Annotated in this window: 17 protein-coding genes; 6 read left to right on the forward strand and 11 right to left on the reverse strand. The window is 66.3% G+C overall.

Going from position 1 to position 14978, the window contains the following annotated elements:
* Window positions 1-38 precede the first annotated feature (38 nt).
* From ACFW6D_RS03930 to ACFW6D_RS03945, 4 genes are all read right to left on the reverse strand, one after another.
* Entirely contained in the window at window positions 39-416 is a 378-nt protein-coding gene (locus ACFW6D_RS03930; protein ID WP_379324487.1) for a DNA cytosine methyltransferase, read from the reverse strand.
* Entirely contained in the window at window positions 376-1068 is a 693-nt protein-coding gene (locus ACFW6D_RS03935) for a DNA cytosine methyltransferase (protein WP_379324489.1), read from the reverse strand. The genes ACFW6D_RS03930 and ACFW6D_RS03935 overlap by 41 nt, the downstream gene beginning before the upstream one ends.
* 159 nt (window positions 1069-1227) lie before the next feature.
* Complete coding sequence (locus ACFW6D_RS03940; RefSeq protein WP_379324491.1) at window positions 1228-1911, reverse strand: hypothetical protein; 684 nt, start codon at window positions 1909-1911, stop codon at window positions 1228-1230.
* 138 nt (window positions 1912-2049) lie between these two features.
* Entirely contained in the window at window positions 2050-2994 is a 945-nt protein-coding gene (locus tag ACFW6D_RS03945) for a type IV toxin-antitoxin system AbiEi family antitoxin (RefSeq protein ID WP_379324493.1), read from the reverse strand.
* 343 nt (window positions 2995-3337) lie between these two features.
* Here ACFW6D_RS03945 and ACFW6D_RS03950 point away from each other — a divergent pair, with 343 nt between their 5' ends.
* Together ACFW6D_RS03950 and ACFW6D_RS03955 are read left to right on the forward strand one after the other, a co-directional pair.
* The gene (locus ACFW6D_RS03950) at window positions 3338-3553 is read left to right on the forward strand and encodes a hypothetical protein (RefSeq protein WP_379324495.1); all 216 of its coding nucleotides are present in this window, start codon (window positions 3338-3340) and stop codon (window positions 3551-3553) included.
* Window positions 3550-4824 carry a hypothetical protein gene (locus ACFW6D_RS03955; RefSeq protein WP_379324497.1) on the forward strand — a complete coding sequence of 425 codons (1275 nt, stop codon included), beginning with the start codon at window positions 3550-3552 and terminating at the stop codon, window positions 4822-4824. The genes ACFW6D_RS03950 and ACFW6D_RS03955 overlap by 4 nt, the downstream gene beginning before the upstream one ends.
* A gap of 34 nt (window positions 4825-4858) precedes the next feature.
* Here the strand turns inward: ACFW6D_RS03955 and ACFW6D_RS03960 are convergent, their stop codons facing one another.
* From ACFW6D_RS03960 to ACFW6D_RS03970, 3 genes are all read right to left on the reverse strand, one after another.
* Window positions 4859-5158 carry a hypothetical protein gene (locus ACFW6D_RS03960; RefSeq protein ID WP_379324499.1) on the reverse strand — a complete coding sequence of 100 codons (300 nt, stop codon included), beginning with the start codon at window positions 5156-5158 and terminating at the stop codon, window positions 4859-4861.
* A gap of 166 nt (window positions 5159-5324) precedes the next feature.
* A complete protein-coding gene (locus tag ACFW6D_RS03965; RefSeq protein WP_379324501.1) occupies window positions 5325-5702 on the reverse strand; it encodes a hypothetical protein in 378 nt (125 codons plus the stop codon).
* Window positions 5703-5818: 116 nt separating this feature from the next.
* On the reverse strand, window positions 5819-6781 hold the full coding sequence (locus ACFW6D_RS03970) for a helix-turn-helix transcriptional regulator (RefSeq protein ID WP_379324503.1): 963 nt from the start codon (window positions 6779-6781) through the stop codon (window positions 5819-5821).
* Window positions 6782-6841: 60 nt separating this feature from the next.
* Here ACFW6D_RS03970 and ACFW6D_RS03975 point away from each other — a divergent pair, with 60 nt between their 5' ends.
* Window positions 6842-7366, forward strand: a complete 525-nt coding sequence (locus tag ACFW6D_RS03975; protein ID WP_379324505.1) for a DinB family protein — start codon at window positions 6842-6844, stop codon at window positions 7364-7366.
* Here the strand turns inward: ACFW6D_RS03975 and ACFW6D_RS03980 are convergent.
* A complete protein-coding gene (locus ACFW6D_RS03980) occupies window positions 7350-9806 on the reverse strand; it encodes a tetratricopeptide repeat protein (RefSeq protein ID WP_379324507.1) in 2457 nt (818 codons plus the stop codon). The genes ACFW6D_RS03975 and ACFW6D_RS03980 overlap by 17 nt on opposite strands.
* A 174-nt stretch (window positions 9807-9980) precedes the next feature.
* On the opposite strand from ACFW6D_RS03980, the gene ACFW6D_RS03985 reads away from it, so the two are divergent.
* From ACFW6D_RS03985 to ACFW6D_RS03995, 3 genes are all read left to right on the forward strand, one after another.
* Window positions 9981-10436 carry a carboxymuconolactone decarboxylase family protein gene (locus tag ACFW6D_RS03985; protein ID WP_379324509.1) on the forward strand — a complete coding sequence of 152 codons (456 nt, stop codon included), beginning with the start codon at window positions 9981-9983 and terminating at the stop codon, window positions 10434-10436.
* A 65-nt stretch (window positions 10437-10501) separates the two neighbouring features.
* Window positions 10502-10903, forward strand: a complete 402-nt coding sequence (locus ACFW6D_RS03990; RefSeq protein ID WP_379324510.1) for a nitroreductase family deazaflavin-dependent oxidoreductase — start codon at window positions 10502-10504, stop codon at window positions 10901-10903.
* 126 nt (window positions 10904-11029) lie between these two features.
* Window positions 11030-11704: a hypothetical protein gene (locus ACFW6D_RS03995; RefSeq protein WP_379324512.1), complete on the forward strand. Its 675-nt coding sequence runs from the start codon at window positions 11030-11032 to the stop codon at window positions 11702-11704.
* 90 nt (window positions 11705-11794) lie between these two features.
* Here the strand turns inward: ACFW6D_RS03995 and ACFW6D_RS04000 are convergent, their stop codons facing one another.
* From ACFW6D_RS04000 to ACFW6D_RS04010, 3 genes are read right to left on the reverse strand one after another with little or no spacing between them, the layout of a single operon-like run.
* Window positions 11795-13183, reverse strand: a complete 1389-nt coding sequence (locus ACFW6D_RS04000) for a VWA domain-containing protein (RefSeq protein ID WP_379324514.1) — start codon at window positions 13181-13183, stop codon at window positions 11795-11797.
* 49 nt (window positions 13184-13232) lie between these two features.
* Entirely contained in the window at window positions 13233-14117 is an 885-nt protein-coding gene (locus tag ACFW6D_RS04005; RefSeq protein ID WP_379324516.1) for an AAA family ATPase, read from the reverse strand.
* Between the two features lie 24 nt (window positions 14118-14141).
* Window positions 14142-14933: a TetR/AcrR family transcriptional regulator C-terminal domain-containing protein gene (locus ACFW6D_RS04010; RefSeq protein ID WP_379324518.1), complete on the reverse strand. Its 792-nt coding sequence runs from the start codon at window positions 14931-14933 to the stop codon at window positions 14142-14144.
* Between the last annotated feature and the right edge of the window lie 45 nt (window positions 14934-14978).

The raw sequence follows: 14978 nt of genomic DNA on the forward strand, positions 1-14978 counted from the left end.
GATCCTAGCGAGAGCGAGGGGGCCCGGGAAACCGCGAGTTAGCGAGGTGAAAGGGCTGACCTCAATGCGCCGCCGAGCGCATGCGCGAACGGAGGCGGCGTTGCGTTGCCGACCTGGCGATACCTGGCCGTCTTTCGACCTTCGAACGTCCAGTACGGCGGGAATCCCTGGAGCGCGGCCACTTGATCAACGGTGAGCTTCAGCATGTGGTCAGTACCCAGCTTCGGGTCCCAGACGAAGTCGGCCGATGGCACGTCATCGGCCAGCGCTCGTCCATTGACGCCGAACTTCGCCCACGCGCGAACCGAACCCTGCGGACCCAGGTCGCCGCCACCGCGATCCCACGAGCCGCCCACGATCGTCGGCGAAATCCCGTCAGCTTGGGCAGCCCACTCCGTTGCCTGCGGGCCACCCACGCGCACTCATGGATCCCCGCAGGACCGCTCCTACGGTCAGACCGGGCGCCGGCGGGATGGGACGCAGACTCTCCACAAATGTGTTGACCCCGCCGTCGCGCAGAGCAACCATCACGGCGTACTCGCGGTGCTGCGGAACACCGAAATCACAGGCGTCGACCAACAACCAACAGCAGTCGTACCCGGCATCCTCGAGATTCTTGGCGACGCGGGTCCGGCTCGACTCGTATTCGTCGCGTTTCAGCAGGTCGGGGACGTTCTCGATCAACAATGCCCGCGGTCGCAATTCCACCGTCAGCCGCGCGGTCGTCTCGAAGAGCTCCAACTCCCAGCTACTACCCCGGGGTCGCGATGCCGTAGCTGCCGACTTCACCCGCGGAAGTCCAGCGGCAATGACGTCGATTTCTCGGTGTCGCGGCAGTTCGAGTCTGGGTTCGAATCGGAGTAGATCCTTGTGCAGGACGTTCCAATCGGGACGGTTCGCTCGCAGGGTTTCGCACGCCACGTCACGGTTGTCGAGCAGGAGTTCAGGATCGAAACCGGCCTGCTCCAAACCGAGCGCGAGCCCACCTGCACCTGCGCAAAACTCCACCGAGGTAAGGCGATTCGTCCGCAGCAAGGTGTGCGTACCGCGATCCGGTTCGCTCCTCATCGCTGCCCCCTTGCCCGCCACAATGACTGCAACCCCACCAAGAATAGCGCTCAAAGGCAGGCCACGCAGGCATCGTGCGGATACTGGACGACATGGCCGAATGGGTGCCGGCTGGTCGAATCGACCGCATGACACAGAGGTCAGCGCTACCTCCGATCCTCACACAGAGGTGATCTGCACATGCTTGCGAATCAGGGTTGCCAGTCTGGAGGGCGGCTGGTTGAGCAACAGCGATCGGTTGACCCGCCCCTTGTCGAGCATCACGAGCAGCAGCCCGAGTGCGCGAGCTGCGTCCAGGCGGACTCCGATGAGCGGTGCCCGGTCCAGTGCCCATTGGGAAAGTCCTGCTCGGTGCTCGTTGACGATCTCGAACAACGAGGCGAGATCCATGAGGTCCTTGTCGGCACGTCGTGATTGCCACGCCAACGCCTTGAGGGCGACCGCAACCTCGACGTCGGGAACCAGGATGGCGAACTCGAGGCACTGACCTCCGTCGAGCATGCGAACGGTGACGTCTACACGCAACGGGGCGGTGGCCAACGCCAAGCCCAAACCTGGCCCGGGGTCGAAACCACGGCCGCCGATGATGACCGTGCGCTGCGGACCTGACGAGGGAACGAGGAGGTCCACGGTGATCATCGTGTTCTCACCGGCACGATCATGGCTGTCAGGAGGTTTCCGCTCATACCGATTGCCCGAGGTGTCCGAATAGGCACGGCACAGGAGTTGGTCGTGGAAGTGCCGGCTGGCCGCGATCTGCGTGCTCACCCCAGCGTCGGCATCCGCAGTGCCCCTGACGACCGCGAGCTCGGTCGGGTAGACGTGGACCAGCGTCTGCACCATATGTCCGCCGATGACACGCCAATCCGGCTCGCCCAGATCTCGTGCCGCCGCTGCTACGTCGGCCAGTGCCAAATACCCTAGATCTGAGGCGTTGCTGGTCGAAGCGATGGATATCCGAGCGGATATCGGGGTCACCGGCTACCCAGCCCGATGTTTGTCGATCGCTGTACGCACCACGTGAGCTGCCTCCGTCGAAGTCGGGTCGGAGCTGTTGTGCAGTAGATCCCACAGGATGATCGCCGGGTCGGCGACGAGGTGGCCGTCGACGGGGGCCTCGCCGCGGAGGTGCGCGGCCACGGTTCGGATCGAGCGATCATCCGGCATCACGATTGTCATCGTCGCGTCAGCGGAGTCGGCGGGCGAGAATCCGGCCGCCGTGAAGTCGACGATGTCGTCAACGTACAGCCTGACCGAAGACGGCAGCATCCAGGGTGCGTATCGATCTGCCGCCAGGTCGCCGGTGAGTACCGAACCAACCGCTAACTCGCTCAACAAGTCCCGGGCCACACGGTATTGCTCGGTGGGGGCGTCGAGACCGAACCAATGCGTCTGAGTTCCTCGCGGGCCGGGGTACTCGCGCAGCCACACCTCCAGCAATTCTGAAGTGCCGGACCAGCCTTCGTTCGGAGTGTGCGTGATGTTGCTGTTCGATCGCATCGCCGCTGAGACCGCCTGCTGGGTCACCCCTGTCGCAGCGGCGATATCGCGCTGAGTCATCGGGCGTTCCGAGATCGCCAGAACCCGTTCGACCGCCAGACGCTGCCAGGCAACACGGTGGCGCTGGCCGGAATGTCGCGGTGGCGACTCGTTCAGCAGCACTGACCCGTTGATGATGACCATCGGCGGATCCGCGAGCACGAGGTCGAATTCCCCGGCCTCTGCGGCGGCGACAACTGGCGCGGCCGCAGCATTCGCCGCGTAGAGCAAAGCCACCGAGCTGGGGATATTGCGGTCACGCTCCTGCAGGCGTCGGAGTGTGGAGGGCATCAGCCTGTCGCGGGTCTGGATTTTCAGCGCGGTCGGCCGAGGGGTGTCGTCCGGGGCGACGAGGAGAAGATCTGGCTCGCCGCTCGCCACCCTCACACCTGCACGCTGTAGCAATCGCAGCAGGTCACGCCGCACGTCCGGTTCCACTTCACCCTCCCTTCTCCACAGCGAAATCGAGGCCTACAACCGACTTCACTACAGACTACATTGACTTGTTTGACAAGCAATAACCAGTTATGTATAGACCTCTTCGGCTCAGGCGCGGCCAGCCGCATCCCCGCTCCGAACTACGTCGTACACCAGAAAGACGGTACGGCTGTTCACATGTACTTCGGGGGTGGTTTTCGTTGCCGTGCACAGTGATTCGGCGAAGTTGTCGCGCGGGGTGGCGGGAAGGGGGACCCTCGGGGTAGAGGATCGCGTACTCAGGAGCTGCCGCATGTCTGTCAGAGGGGACCATGATGGGGGCTTGCCGCAGACATTGCCTGCGTTGGAGCAGCTGCCAGCCGATGAGGCTCGGGATTTGTTCGAGTTGATGCGGGCCGCGAGTACGTTCGAGGCGGCGGCGTTGGACAAGTCCATCGATTCGATGGTTTCCGCGTTGCCGAGGCCGTTGCGCAAGGTGACGAAGAAGATCATGTTCGGCGGCAGATGACCGACCTTACTACTCGGGCGCAGTTGATTCTGCTGGCTCGGACGTTGCATGTTCATCCGCAGCGGTTGGATCACCTGCGGTATCTGGGGGCCGATCGGTTACATGCATTGCAGCAGCAGATCGCGGGGGTGTTGTTCGATCAGCACACGGAGATGTTTCGGCGGATCAGTGCGCTGGTTCCGTTCATTCCGTTGACGATCTCGATTCCGTTGGTGCAGAAGCTGGTTCCGCCGATGATGACGGGGCGGGCGGCGGGGTCGGTTGGCCTGGATCATCCGGGTAAGGCGGCGGAGACGTTGGCGATGCTGCAGGCGGGGTATGCGGCCGATTGTGCGCCCTACCTGGATCCGCGGGCCATCGAGCAGTTGGCCGATCAGATGGCGCCGGGGCCGATCGTCGCGATCGTCAACGAGTTGTTGCGGCGGGGCGATTATGTGACGGCTGGACCGTTCTTGGCGTGTGCCACAACGGAATTGATCGCCGCGGTGGAAGCCGGGGTGCGCGATGATGCGGGGCTGATCTTCTCGGCTGCGTTCTCCTATGACGTGGAGGTGCTCAGCGCGGTTGTTCGTCAGCTGCTCGACGGGCCGCATCGGCGGATTCCGCAGATGACGCAGACGGTGCTGGCGGGGTCGCCCGATCTGCAACATGCTGCGCTGTCGGTGTTTTCGCGGTGTGCACCCGATGTGATCCGGCGGGTTGGTGACATTCTGTTCGGGACGGCGGAGCCGAGTGATGTCGCGCGGTTGGTGCGCAATGCGCTCGCACTGGGTGCGGTGCCCGAATTCCTCACGCTGGCTGGGTATCTCACGCCGTTGGGGTTGTGGACGTTGGTGGGAAATCCGGTGTTCAGCGATCCGGATGTGGGGGTCGATCTGGTCGCGCCGATGGACGGGCGGGCGGATGCGGAGAGTTGGCGTGGACTGTTCACGTTGATGGCGCGGATGGACGACGACGTTCGCGGCGCGGTGGGGTCCGCACTGGCTTTGTTGTCGGAGTCCGCGGTGTCGGAGTTACCAGCCCGGGCGACCGAAACCGGTTGCTGGCCTGCGTTACTCGATCTGGTCGCGGTGTCCGGGGAGCGGGGGCAGTCGCGGTTCGGGGCGATCTGGGCGCAGTTGGGGCCGGAGCGGCGGGCCTATTTGCATCGGTGCATCACCGAGCTTCGGTACGACACTCGGTTGGCCGAGATCACGGCTTTGGTCGAGCCGGTGGAGGTGGATCTGCTGTTCTATCAGCGTCGGCAGCAGGGGCGGTATCGCAACAGCTGACGCAGCGACTTCACCCGCGGCCGAACAGGTCGGGTCAGGCCCTCCGGCGGGTCTCGACTCGCTGTCCAACTACGATGATCAGATAGATCACGGTCCCCACCAGCGCGACAAGGCCGACGACCAGCGATACCACACCCTCGCTTTGATTGGCCGACCGCTGCTCGGCGTAGCTACGCACCCGCACCGATGAGCCGTCGATCTCCTGACAGCTGTCACTGTGGCTCATCTGCTGGTAGCCGCACGACGCCCGGGTCTCGGTCAACTTGTCGTAGCTGTTCGCGAAGCCGCCGATCGCGATCACCACACCGAACAGCAGCCAGTACACAGCCCGCATCGGACATCCCCCACACGCTCGCTCCCGCCGATCGCGGGTTGTCAGGAGGTTAGCAGCTCACGCTGAGATCACGACTCATCCCCCGATGGAGCTATCACCGTAAACTGCTGCAGAGCAACAGCTCTCAACTAAGGTCTGTCAACGGAGGCAGAAGGGCGGTATCGGGCTAGGCCTGCCATCTGCCCCAATCTCTTTGGGCGTGTAGAGCGGCCGGGTCTACGACGCCCCAAACTCGGATCTCGAACCTGTACTCGTCGGGCGCGGGCTCGATGAGGCCTTCCATCGCGTGCACTCCCGCCGTGGGGAAGTGCACCGGGCGCAGCCCGAGGGCGTTGGCCCATTGGTCGACCACCCAGCCTGGATGCTGCGAAAGATGGCTTCCGACTTGGCCTTCGACGGACAGGACTGCCTCCATGTGGTCGTCGTCGGTCACCGACGGGGCGACGTACCAGGTCAGCGGGAGGAGTCCGTGCGCTCGGCCGAGCTCGTTGAGGTGTTGGGAGACAGCTGCCTCGATCGCCGAGCTCAGCTGGGAGAGATTCATGCGATAGGTATATCGCGTTGGAGCGGACGGTGCTCGGCTGACGGGGAGCGCGACAATCGGCAGCGAATGCACGAGATCGGGAGCACGTTTCTGCTCGATTCGCATGCGCCCGATCGTCACGGCGTTCCTGCGCGGCTGAACCGGTCTCCCCAATCCCGCAGTTGCGCAACCAGTTCCGGCGGCCCGAGGACCCGGAAATCCGCTTCCATCCTGCCCAGCAACAGGATCGGCCAGTGGAGGTCGTCGACGGTCATTTCTATGTGGGTGCGGTTGGCGGGGAGGGCGGTGATGGTGCACCAGCGGCCTACCCGGGTGTGGACGTCGGTGGCGGGGGCTTCTATTTCGGCGGTGACGGTGTAGCCGGAGCGGCGGGCGCCGATGGCGTTGCGAACGAAGGTGGCGGCGTCGGGGGCTGGGAGGGTGCGGGGACGGAAGCGGGTGCCGGTGGCTGCGGAGGCGGTGAGGCGGTCTACGCGGAAGGTGCGCCAGTCGTGGCGGGTGAGGTCGTAGGCGACGAGGTACCAGCGGCGGCCGAGGGAGACGAGGCGGTGGGGTTCTACTTCTCGGGTGCTGGTTCGAGCGTCGGCGGCGGTGTAGGTGAAGGTGAGGCGTTCTTCGCGGCGGCAGGTCATGGCCAGGTCGGTGAGGATGGCGGGGTCGACGTCGGAGAGGGGGACGGCGGTCCAGGCGGTGGATTCGGTCATGGCGCGCAGGGCGTCGACGCGGCGGCGTAGGCGGGCGGGTAGGACGGTGACCAGTTTGCCGAGGGCGCGGATGGACGGGTCGGCGAGGCCGTCGCCCGCGCCCTGGGAGCCGGCTTGCAGGCAGACGGTGATGGCTACGGCTTCGTCGTCGTCGAGGACCAGGGGTGGCATGGCGGCGCCCGCGGCCAGTTGGTAGCCGCCGTCGACGCCGGGGCGGGCGTCGACCGGGTAGCCGAGTTCGCGCAGGCGGTCGATGTCGCGGCGCAGGGTTCGAGCCGAAACACGCAGGCGTTCAGCGAGTTCCGTGCCGGGCCAGTAGCGGTGGGTCTGCAGCAGCGATAGCAGACGGAGGGTGCGTGCGCTCGTGTCGGCCATATTTCAAGTATCCCGCAATTGCGGACAGAAACTGGCCGCAATGGGTTCTACCTTGGGTTTATGACTTCCACACAGATCGACACCGAACGCACCGACATCCTCGAGATGCTGGCCAAGCACCGGCACTTTCTGCGCTTCACCGTCCGCGACCTCACCGACGAGCAAGCTGGTCTGCGCACGACCGCGAGCGAGCTGTGCCTGGGCGGGCTGATCAAGCATGTTGCTGCGGTAGAAGCGAATTGGGCTTCGTTCATCACCGACGGGCCCGCAGAAGCGCCGGATTTCGCATCGATGACCGAGGAGCAGCTCGCCGAGTGGGGCGACAACTTCCGGATGCTGCCCGGCGAGACCCTCGCCGGCGTACTGGCCGAATACGACCAGGTCGCGGCGCGAACCGACGAGCTCGTGCGCACCCTCCCCGACCTGAACGCGAGTCAGCCCCTGCCCGAGGCACCGTGGTTCGAGCCCGGCGGCCGCTGGACCGCGCGCCGCACCCTGATGCACATCATGACCGAGACCGCCCAGCACTCCGGCCACGCCGACATCATCCGGGAATCCCTGGACGGCGCTAAGTCGATGGGGTGATTTCGGCGAAGAGGGACTCGGCTGCCGCTCTGTGTTCGGTGGCGGCGGTCGGGTCTGACTCTTCGAGGATGTCGGCGAGACCGTGGTGGGCTTTTGCTTCTTCGAAGCGGTGGCCCAGTTGTGGTGCCAGGGTGAGAGTTTGGCGATAGAGATCCAGAGCCCGGTCCGGAAGCCCTGCGAGGCGGCAGGTTTCGGCGTAGCTGTTGAGGAAGTGGATCTTCCAGTGGTCTTCGAAGAGGGCGTCGAGGAGGGTGAAGGCTTCTCGGTGGCTGGTCAGGGCTTCTTCGTAGCGGCCCATTTCGCGCAGGGCCACGCCTCGGCAGTTCAGGCACCAGGCTTCGTTGTGTTTGTGGCCGTCTTCGCGGGCCAGGGTCAGCGCGGTATTCAGGTGGGAGAGGGCTTCTTCGGGCTCGTCGGCGGCGATCGCTACGCCCAGGGTGATCTGGGCCTGTTGGGACGGGTGGACTGCGATGGCTTCGCGGGCCAGTTGGGCGGCTCGGTCGCGGTGACCCAGTTGGAGGGTGGCCCAGGCTTCGCCGGCGATTGCGTCGGCGGCGCTGGTGGGGCAACCGCTGGTGGTGTAGAGGTCGCGGGCCTGGCGGAACAGTTCCAGGGGTTCTTCGATATTGCCTTCGTCCCAACGTAATTGGGCGCAGCGCATCGTCAGTTCGGCTCGGGGCAACGGGTCGCCCGCTTCGGCGACCAGGGGTGCGGCGGCGGCGTAGGCCGCGGCCGCTTCGGTCATGCGGCCTGCGTTGTAGCGGGCGAAACCGAGGTCGCTGTGGGCCTCGGCGAGTTGGCGTGGGTCGCCGAGATTCTGTGCGGCGGTGAGGGATTGCTCGAAGAGGGCGTTGAGATGTGTGGTACCGCAACGGCGGGCGAAGAAGGTGCGCATGAAGCGCGGGAGTTCGCAGACGTGGGCGTCGGCGCCTGCCTCGACGGCGGCGTAGAAGACCGACATCAGGTTGGTGTATTCGCTGACGTACCAGAAGAACGCGGCGTCGCGGCCGGGGAAGTGTGGGAGTTCGGCGGGGGGTGCACCCGCGGAGACCGCGCGGGTGGGCGAGAGGAACGGCATGGCGGCGTCCGCGGCGGCCGCGGCGTGCACGTAGTAGTCGAGGATCCGGTGCAGGGCGCGATCGCGGTCGGCTGGGGTGTCGTGTTCGGCGGTGGCCTGGCGGGCGTGTTGGCGGACCAGGTCGTGGAGGCGGTAGCGGCCGTCCGCGGGTTGATCGACGAGGTGGGCGTCGAGGAGGTCTTCGAGCATGGTGCGGGCGGTGCGTAGCGGCACATCGGCGACGGCGGCGGCGACGTAGTCGGTGAATGTGGAGCCGGGGATCAGGCCGAGCAACCGGAACAGGCGGCGCTGGTCGCGATTGAGCTGGCGGACCGACATGCCGAACGCGGTGTCGAATTCGCTTGCGCCCTCGGCCATTCGCTCGACGAGGATGCCGATCGACCAGCCCGGTCGATGCCGGAGCCGGGCGGCGGCAAGACGCAAAGCCAGCGGTAGATTGCCGCACAGGCGCAGAACTTCGGCGGTCTGGTCGGGTTCTTTCGCGAGCCTGCCGGTGCGCGCATCGCCGCTGGCGCGCGCCAACAGTTCAGCGCTCTCCTCGGCGGTGAGTACGTCGAGGGTCACCGGCACGACCTCGTCGAGTTCGAGCAGCCGGTTGCGGCTGGTGATGATCGCGACCGACTCCCCCGCACCGGGCAACAGGTGGCTGACCTGCGCGGCGTCGGCGGCATTGTCGAGCACGACGACAGCGCGCAGCCGGGCCAGCTCCGAACGCCACACGGCCGCTCGCAGTTCGACTCCCCCGTCCTGGGGCACCTTCTCCGAGGGCACCTGCAGGGCGGCGAGCAGCGCGCGGATGGCGGCATCGGGGTCGAGTGGTCGGCGGCCGTCGGTGAAGCCGTGTAGGTCCAAATACAGTTGGGCGTCAGGGTATTCGGCGGTGAATTGATGGGCGGCGTGCACGGCGAGGGATGTTTTGCCGACGCCCGCCATGCCGTCGATGGCGACCACTCGGTCGGAACGGACGGCGACGAGCACGTCGGCCAGTGCTTGTTCGCGGCCGGTGAAGTCGGGGACGTCGCGGGGTAGGTCGTTGCGCGGGGGAGGTGGGGCATCGGCGGGTGGGCTCGGCGGGGCGATCTGGCGGCTGGTTTTCGGCGGGGCGGGCAGCGGGTTGTTGGCGCGCTCCCACAGCGGGCGCAGCGGGCGCGGGTCGCGTTTGACCAGGCGACACAGTTCCAGGACGGCCGGCCAGGGCGGGACCGTCTGGCCGCTGAGATAGCGCGAGAGCGACGACGAGCTCAGACCGGTGTCACGGGCCAGGGCACGCACACCCCGGCCGGACAGTTCCTGGATCAGGCGCAGGCGCGAGGCGAGCTCGTCCTGCGGGTACGCCCGTGCCGTCTGCTGTTGCACAACCACTGCTCTGCACTCCATTGTCCCGGCCCGAAACAGATTTCTTGCGACCGACAAGACCGTGGTCACAGCCGTTTTCGACTGTCCCACAGTGTCCCACAGCCATTCAGTTCCGGCGCGCCACGGGCTGTTATTGAGTCACACCGCAAGCAGCGGAGAACAACGAACAAGGAGAACGACATGCAGTCTCGGATGAAGAACCCGGCCATGATCCTCACCGACGCGATGGGCCCGATCCAGCAGGTGCTCAAGGCAGTGGAGACCGGCGGTGTGGACAGCGAACTTCTCGAGCTGGTGCACCTGCGGGTCAGCCAGATCAACGGCTGCGCGGCCTGCGTGTTCGGCGGCACCACCACCGCACGCAAGGCCGGCGTCAGCGAAGAGCGCCTCGCCACCGTCGTCGCCTGGCGCGAGACTCCCTTCTTCAGCGACGAGGAGCGGGCCGCCCTCGAACTGGCCGAAGCCGCCACCCGGATGGCCGACCGTCCCGATGCGGTCACCGACGAGGTCTGGGACAACGCGGCCAGCTACTTCGACGAGAAGCAGCTCGCCTCGATCGTGCTGATGATCGGCGTGACCAACATGTTCAACCGGCTCAACGCCACCACTCGTCAGATCGCAGGCGTCTGGGGCTGAAGCTCCCTCACTCGAAAGGAATCACCGAGATCACCACCCAGCAGCACACCGGATTCTCTCGTTGGATGCAGCACCGGATGAACAACCGGATGAACCGCAAGATCCGTGGCGGAAACGGCACCTTCATGGGGATGGACGTGCTGATCCTGCACACCATCGGCCGCCGCAGCGGGCAGCCGCGCGACACCCCGATCAGCTGGTTCCCCGGCGACGACGGGTCCTGGCTGCTCGTCGCCTCCGGCGGCAAGAACGGCCATCCGGACTGGTTCCTCAACCTGATGGCACACCCCGATCAGGCGACTGTCCAGCTACCCGGCAGCGACACCGTCGCGGTGACCCCCCACGTGCTCGACGGCGCCGAGCGGACCGCGGCCTGGGAGCAGATCGCCGCCGCCCAGCCGCGCTACGACAAGTATCAGGCCAAAGCCGGCCGCGAATACGCCGTCGTACGGCTGAGCACCACCTGATCCGCGCATGTCGGTTGCGCAACGGAACCCGAACTGCCTGCTGAGCGGTCATAGACTACTCAGCAGGCACGGGCGACCGAGCGCCTGACGGGACAAGTTCGGCCGCTGCTCAGAGCGGAGGCGAACATGGGTTATCCCGGTTATCCCGGATACCAGCAGGCCATGCCACCGCCGCAACGGCCGTCACCGTGGCCGTGGATTCTGGGGGTGTTGGTGGTTGTCGCGGCCTTGGCGGTCGGCGTGATCGCGGCAGGCATCATCCTCGTGCAACGCGACCGCAACTCGACTTCAGCCGCCCCGAACCCCACCGCCGCCACCATCGCGGCCTCCGCGCCAGCGACGGTGCCCGGCGGGCCCGCGCCTGCTCCGGGCCCGGAGCCCGCGCCCGTCCCGGCCGATCCCCAAGCCGGTGCGCTCGATAGTTTGCGCGCCCAAGCCGCGGCCGACCAACCGTTCGTCAGCTCGGGGATAGCCAACCGGTGGGTGCCTCAGCTTTCGGCCAAACAGCCGGGTTTGGTCGCACCCGATGTCGACGGGCGGATGGTGAACTGGACCAGCGCCGAGATCCTCGCCCAACACCAACGGATGCGCGCACAGTATCCGGGGGCGCGGCTGGTCTGGAGTGACGACTGGGCCACCTTCGACCTGCAGGGTTGGTGGATCACCCTGGCCGGAACCACCTACAGCGACCCGGACTCGGCCAACGCCTGGTGTGATGCCAGGGCGATCCCCGTCGACGAGTGCTTCGCGAAACTCGTCAGCAATTCGCGCGGATCGGCAGGGACCACCCAGTACCGGTGAATCGGATGACCGCACCCGGCGTAAACGACCAATTCGTCGCACCGGAATCAGAAAACTGCTCTGGAGGGGCCAAGTGGTCGATTACGCCAGTCAGGCGGGGAGCAGGCGGCCGATCACTTCAGCGAGCTGGGCGACATTGCGGCATTCGTGCATGGTGACGATGTCGGTGTAGTCCTCGGCAGCCGAGTCGCCGGTCGACCACGAGCGCGCGGGTTCCGGATTGAGCCAGTACACCGCCTTCGCACGCTCGGTAATGGCTTGCAGGGCAGCGAGATTCGGGTCGGTGCGGTTGGTGCGGGCGTCGCCGAGGATCAGTACGCAGGTGCGCGGGCCGACGGCGTCGAGGTAGTGGTCGACGAAACCCTGCAGGACCTCGCCGTAGTTGCTGGATCCGAACCGGGCGACGCCACCGTCGCGGACGATGTCGCGCGCGAAGCCGGGCGGCGGGGATTCGCCGGGGGTGAAGTACTGGGTGATCTCGGCGCAGGTGTCGACGAAACCGAAGCTGCGGACCTTGCTGAACTGGTCCTGCAGGGCCTGCACCAACTGCAGGGTGAACTCGGCGAAGCCGCTGACCGAGCCCGAAACATCGGCCAGCACAACGAGATCGGGGCGGCCGCGTTTGCGGGCGCGTAGCACGGGGTCGACGGGAACGCCGCCGGTGGCCATCGAACGACGCAGGGTCCGGCGCAGATCGATCTGGCCGCGCACGGCCTTCTTGCGACGCACCGCCAGCCGGGTCGCGAGTTTGCGGGCCAGGGGGTGGACGAGGCGGCGCATCTCGGCGAGATCCTGTTCGCGGGCGCCGAGGAAATCCGTTCGGTCCGCGGAGTTCTCGACGCCGCGGCGGGCGATGTAGTCGGTGCCGCGCAGTTCGGCCGAACGCAGGCGCGCCTCGGTTTGCACGTCCGAGCGGAACTGGTCGACGCGGCGGCGGGCCTCGATGGTGCGCACCGCCGTATCGAACTGGCCTGTGCCGCCCATTGTTTCGGCGACTTTTTCGGAGATCTCGTCCGGGCGTAGCGATTTCATCGTCAGGTAGGACGACCAGCCCGCGCCGGAAGCCTGGGTGACTCGGCTCGCGGTTTCCCCCGCGCCGCCGTAGGCGCCGAAGGTGTTGAGCGCTTCGCGGGCCAGTTCGGCGGTGTCCTCACCCTGTACAAGGGTGGCGATCAGGCGCTCACGCAGGTCCTCGGGGCTCTCGCTCGGGCTCGGGGATGGCAGCGCTACGCCGAGGAAATACAGGTCGAAGAGCTGGTCGAAGACTTTACGCTGGCCGTTGCGGCGAAGCAGGCAGGCAGCGAGGCCGGAGCGCAGCAGACGGGGATCGGTGGTGTTCATGGCGACGATTGCGGCTGCGGCGTCGATGGTTTCGCTGGGACCGGCATGAATGTTGTACTCGCGCAACAGGGTGACGAAGTCCACGAGGCGGGCGCCGGTCGAGGCGAGAGCGGACTGCGGTGGGGCGCTCCGCGTCATCGGTGACTCACCGCGCAGTCGCCCCGGTGACAATCGGTGTGCCGCAGGATCATCGGGGCACACTGTCGTCTTGTTCGTCGAGGCCCAGCCGCTCGATGGCCACCCGGTGATCGGACCGGTACTTCAGCAGGACTCCGAGTGTCGAACGGACCACAGAGCCGGTCAGCGTGCGAGTACTCAACGCCACCAAAGTCTTTGCCCAGTCGACGGTTTCAGCGATCGACGGCGCCTTGCGCAGGGAGAGCTGCCGCAGTGCGCTCACCGTCGCCACCACCGGTTCGGCCAGTGCCGCATCCAGTTCGGGCACCTTGAGGGCGACGATCGCCTTCTCCAATTCCGCTGTCGGATAGTCGATATGGAGATACAGGCAACGGCGCTTCAGCGCTTCGGACAGATCGCGATGCGCATTGGAGGTGAGGATGACGAACGGCTTGCGGAGGGCCTTCACGGTGCCCAGTTCGGGGATGCTCACCTGGAAATCGCCGAGGACCTCCAGCAGCAAGCCCTCGAGTTCCACGTCGGCCTTGTCGAGTTCGTCGATGAGCAGGACCGTGGGGTCGGGGTTGCGGATCGCGGCCAGCAGCGGGCGGGCGAGCAGGAACTCCTCGGTGAAGACGTGGTCGCGGGTACTGCCCCAGTCCTCGCCGGAGGTGGCGGTGATGCGGAGCAGCTGCTTGGCGTGGTTCCACTCGTAGAGCGCACGCGCCTCGTCGACGCCCTCGTAGCACTGCAGCCGGATCAGCTCGGCGCTCACCGCGGCGGCGACGGCTTTGGCCAGCTCCGTCTTGCCGACGCCTGCGGGCCCCTCGATGAGTACGGGTTTTCCGAGGCGGTCGGCAAGGAAGACCGCGGTGGCGATGTCGAGGGACGGCAGGTAGCCCGCGGCCGTGAGCCGGTCGGTCACCTGGTCCACCGAGGCAAAGAAGTTACTCATCAGTAATCATTATAGGTGGGGATTTCAGCGGCGGATCGCGGCGTCGACGCCGTCGAGAATCAGGTCGAGGCCGAAAGCGAAATCGGCGTCGGCGGACTTCCGGTCCGACGGGACGTCGGCGAAGGCCTGATCGGCGAACAGGCGCGCCACCTCGGGAAAACGATTCCGGTCCAGCCGTGCGAAGACCTCCAGCTGATACCCCTGCAGCGAGGCGGCTTCGTCGAGCTGGTCGACCAGACGGCGTTCGGCAAGGCTTCGGCCGGTGACGAAAGCCTGCCGGACGTAGCCGCCGATCACGGTGATCACCCCGATCTTGGCGCCCCAGTCCAGGCCGGTGTCGCGCAGCGCGGCCAGACCCGCGTCCATCCAGGCGAGCGCGTTGAGACCACGCGGCGGACCGCTGATCGGGATCTGCGCGAGCCACGGATGACGGGCGAACACGCCGAGTTGCGCAGTCGCCCAGCCGTGCAGGGCCGGACGCCACTCGATATCGGCGGCAGGCGGTAGACCAAAAGCGGCGTCGGCCATCTGGTCGGTCAGACCGTCCTTGGACTCGACGTAGCGGTACAGCGACATGGGCGTGACACCCAGCGCCGCAGAAACTTTCGTCAACGAGGCACCGGCGATCCCGTCGCGGTCAGCGAGCGCGATGGCCGTGCGGACGATGCGATCGACGTCCAGTTCCGGAGGACGCCCGGCGCGCACCGGAGCAGGTTCGGTCTCGCGCCGCTGGAATCGCCGGATCGCCGCGAGGTCACTCGCCGACAGATCCGACAGGTTGAGGTGAACCGGTTTTTCAGGTCGCTTCCTTGGCACGAACTCCTCATTCGTTCGGGGGTTCCCAGAGGTTAGCATATGGCT

Source organism: Nocardia sp. NPDC058705 (assembly GCF_042749305.1).
Lineage (GTDB): Bacteria > Actinomycetota > Actinomycetes > Mycobacteriales > Mycobacteriaceae > Nocardia.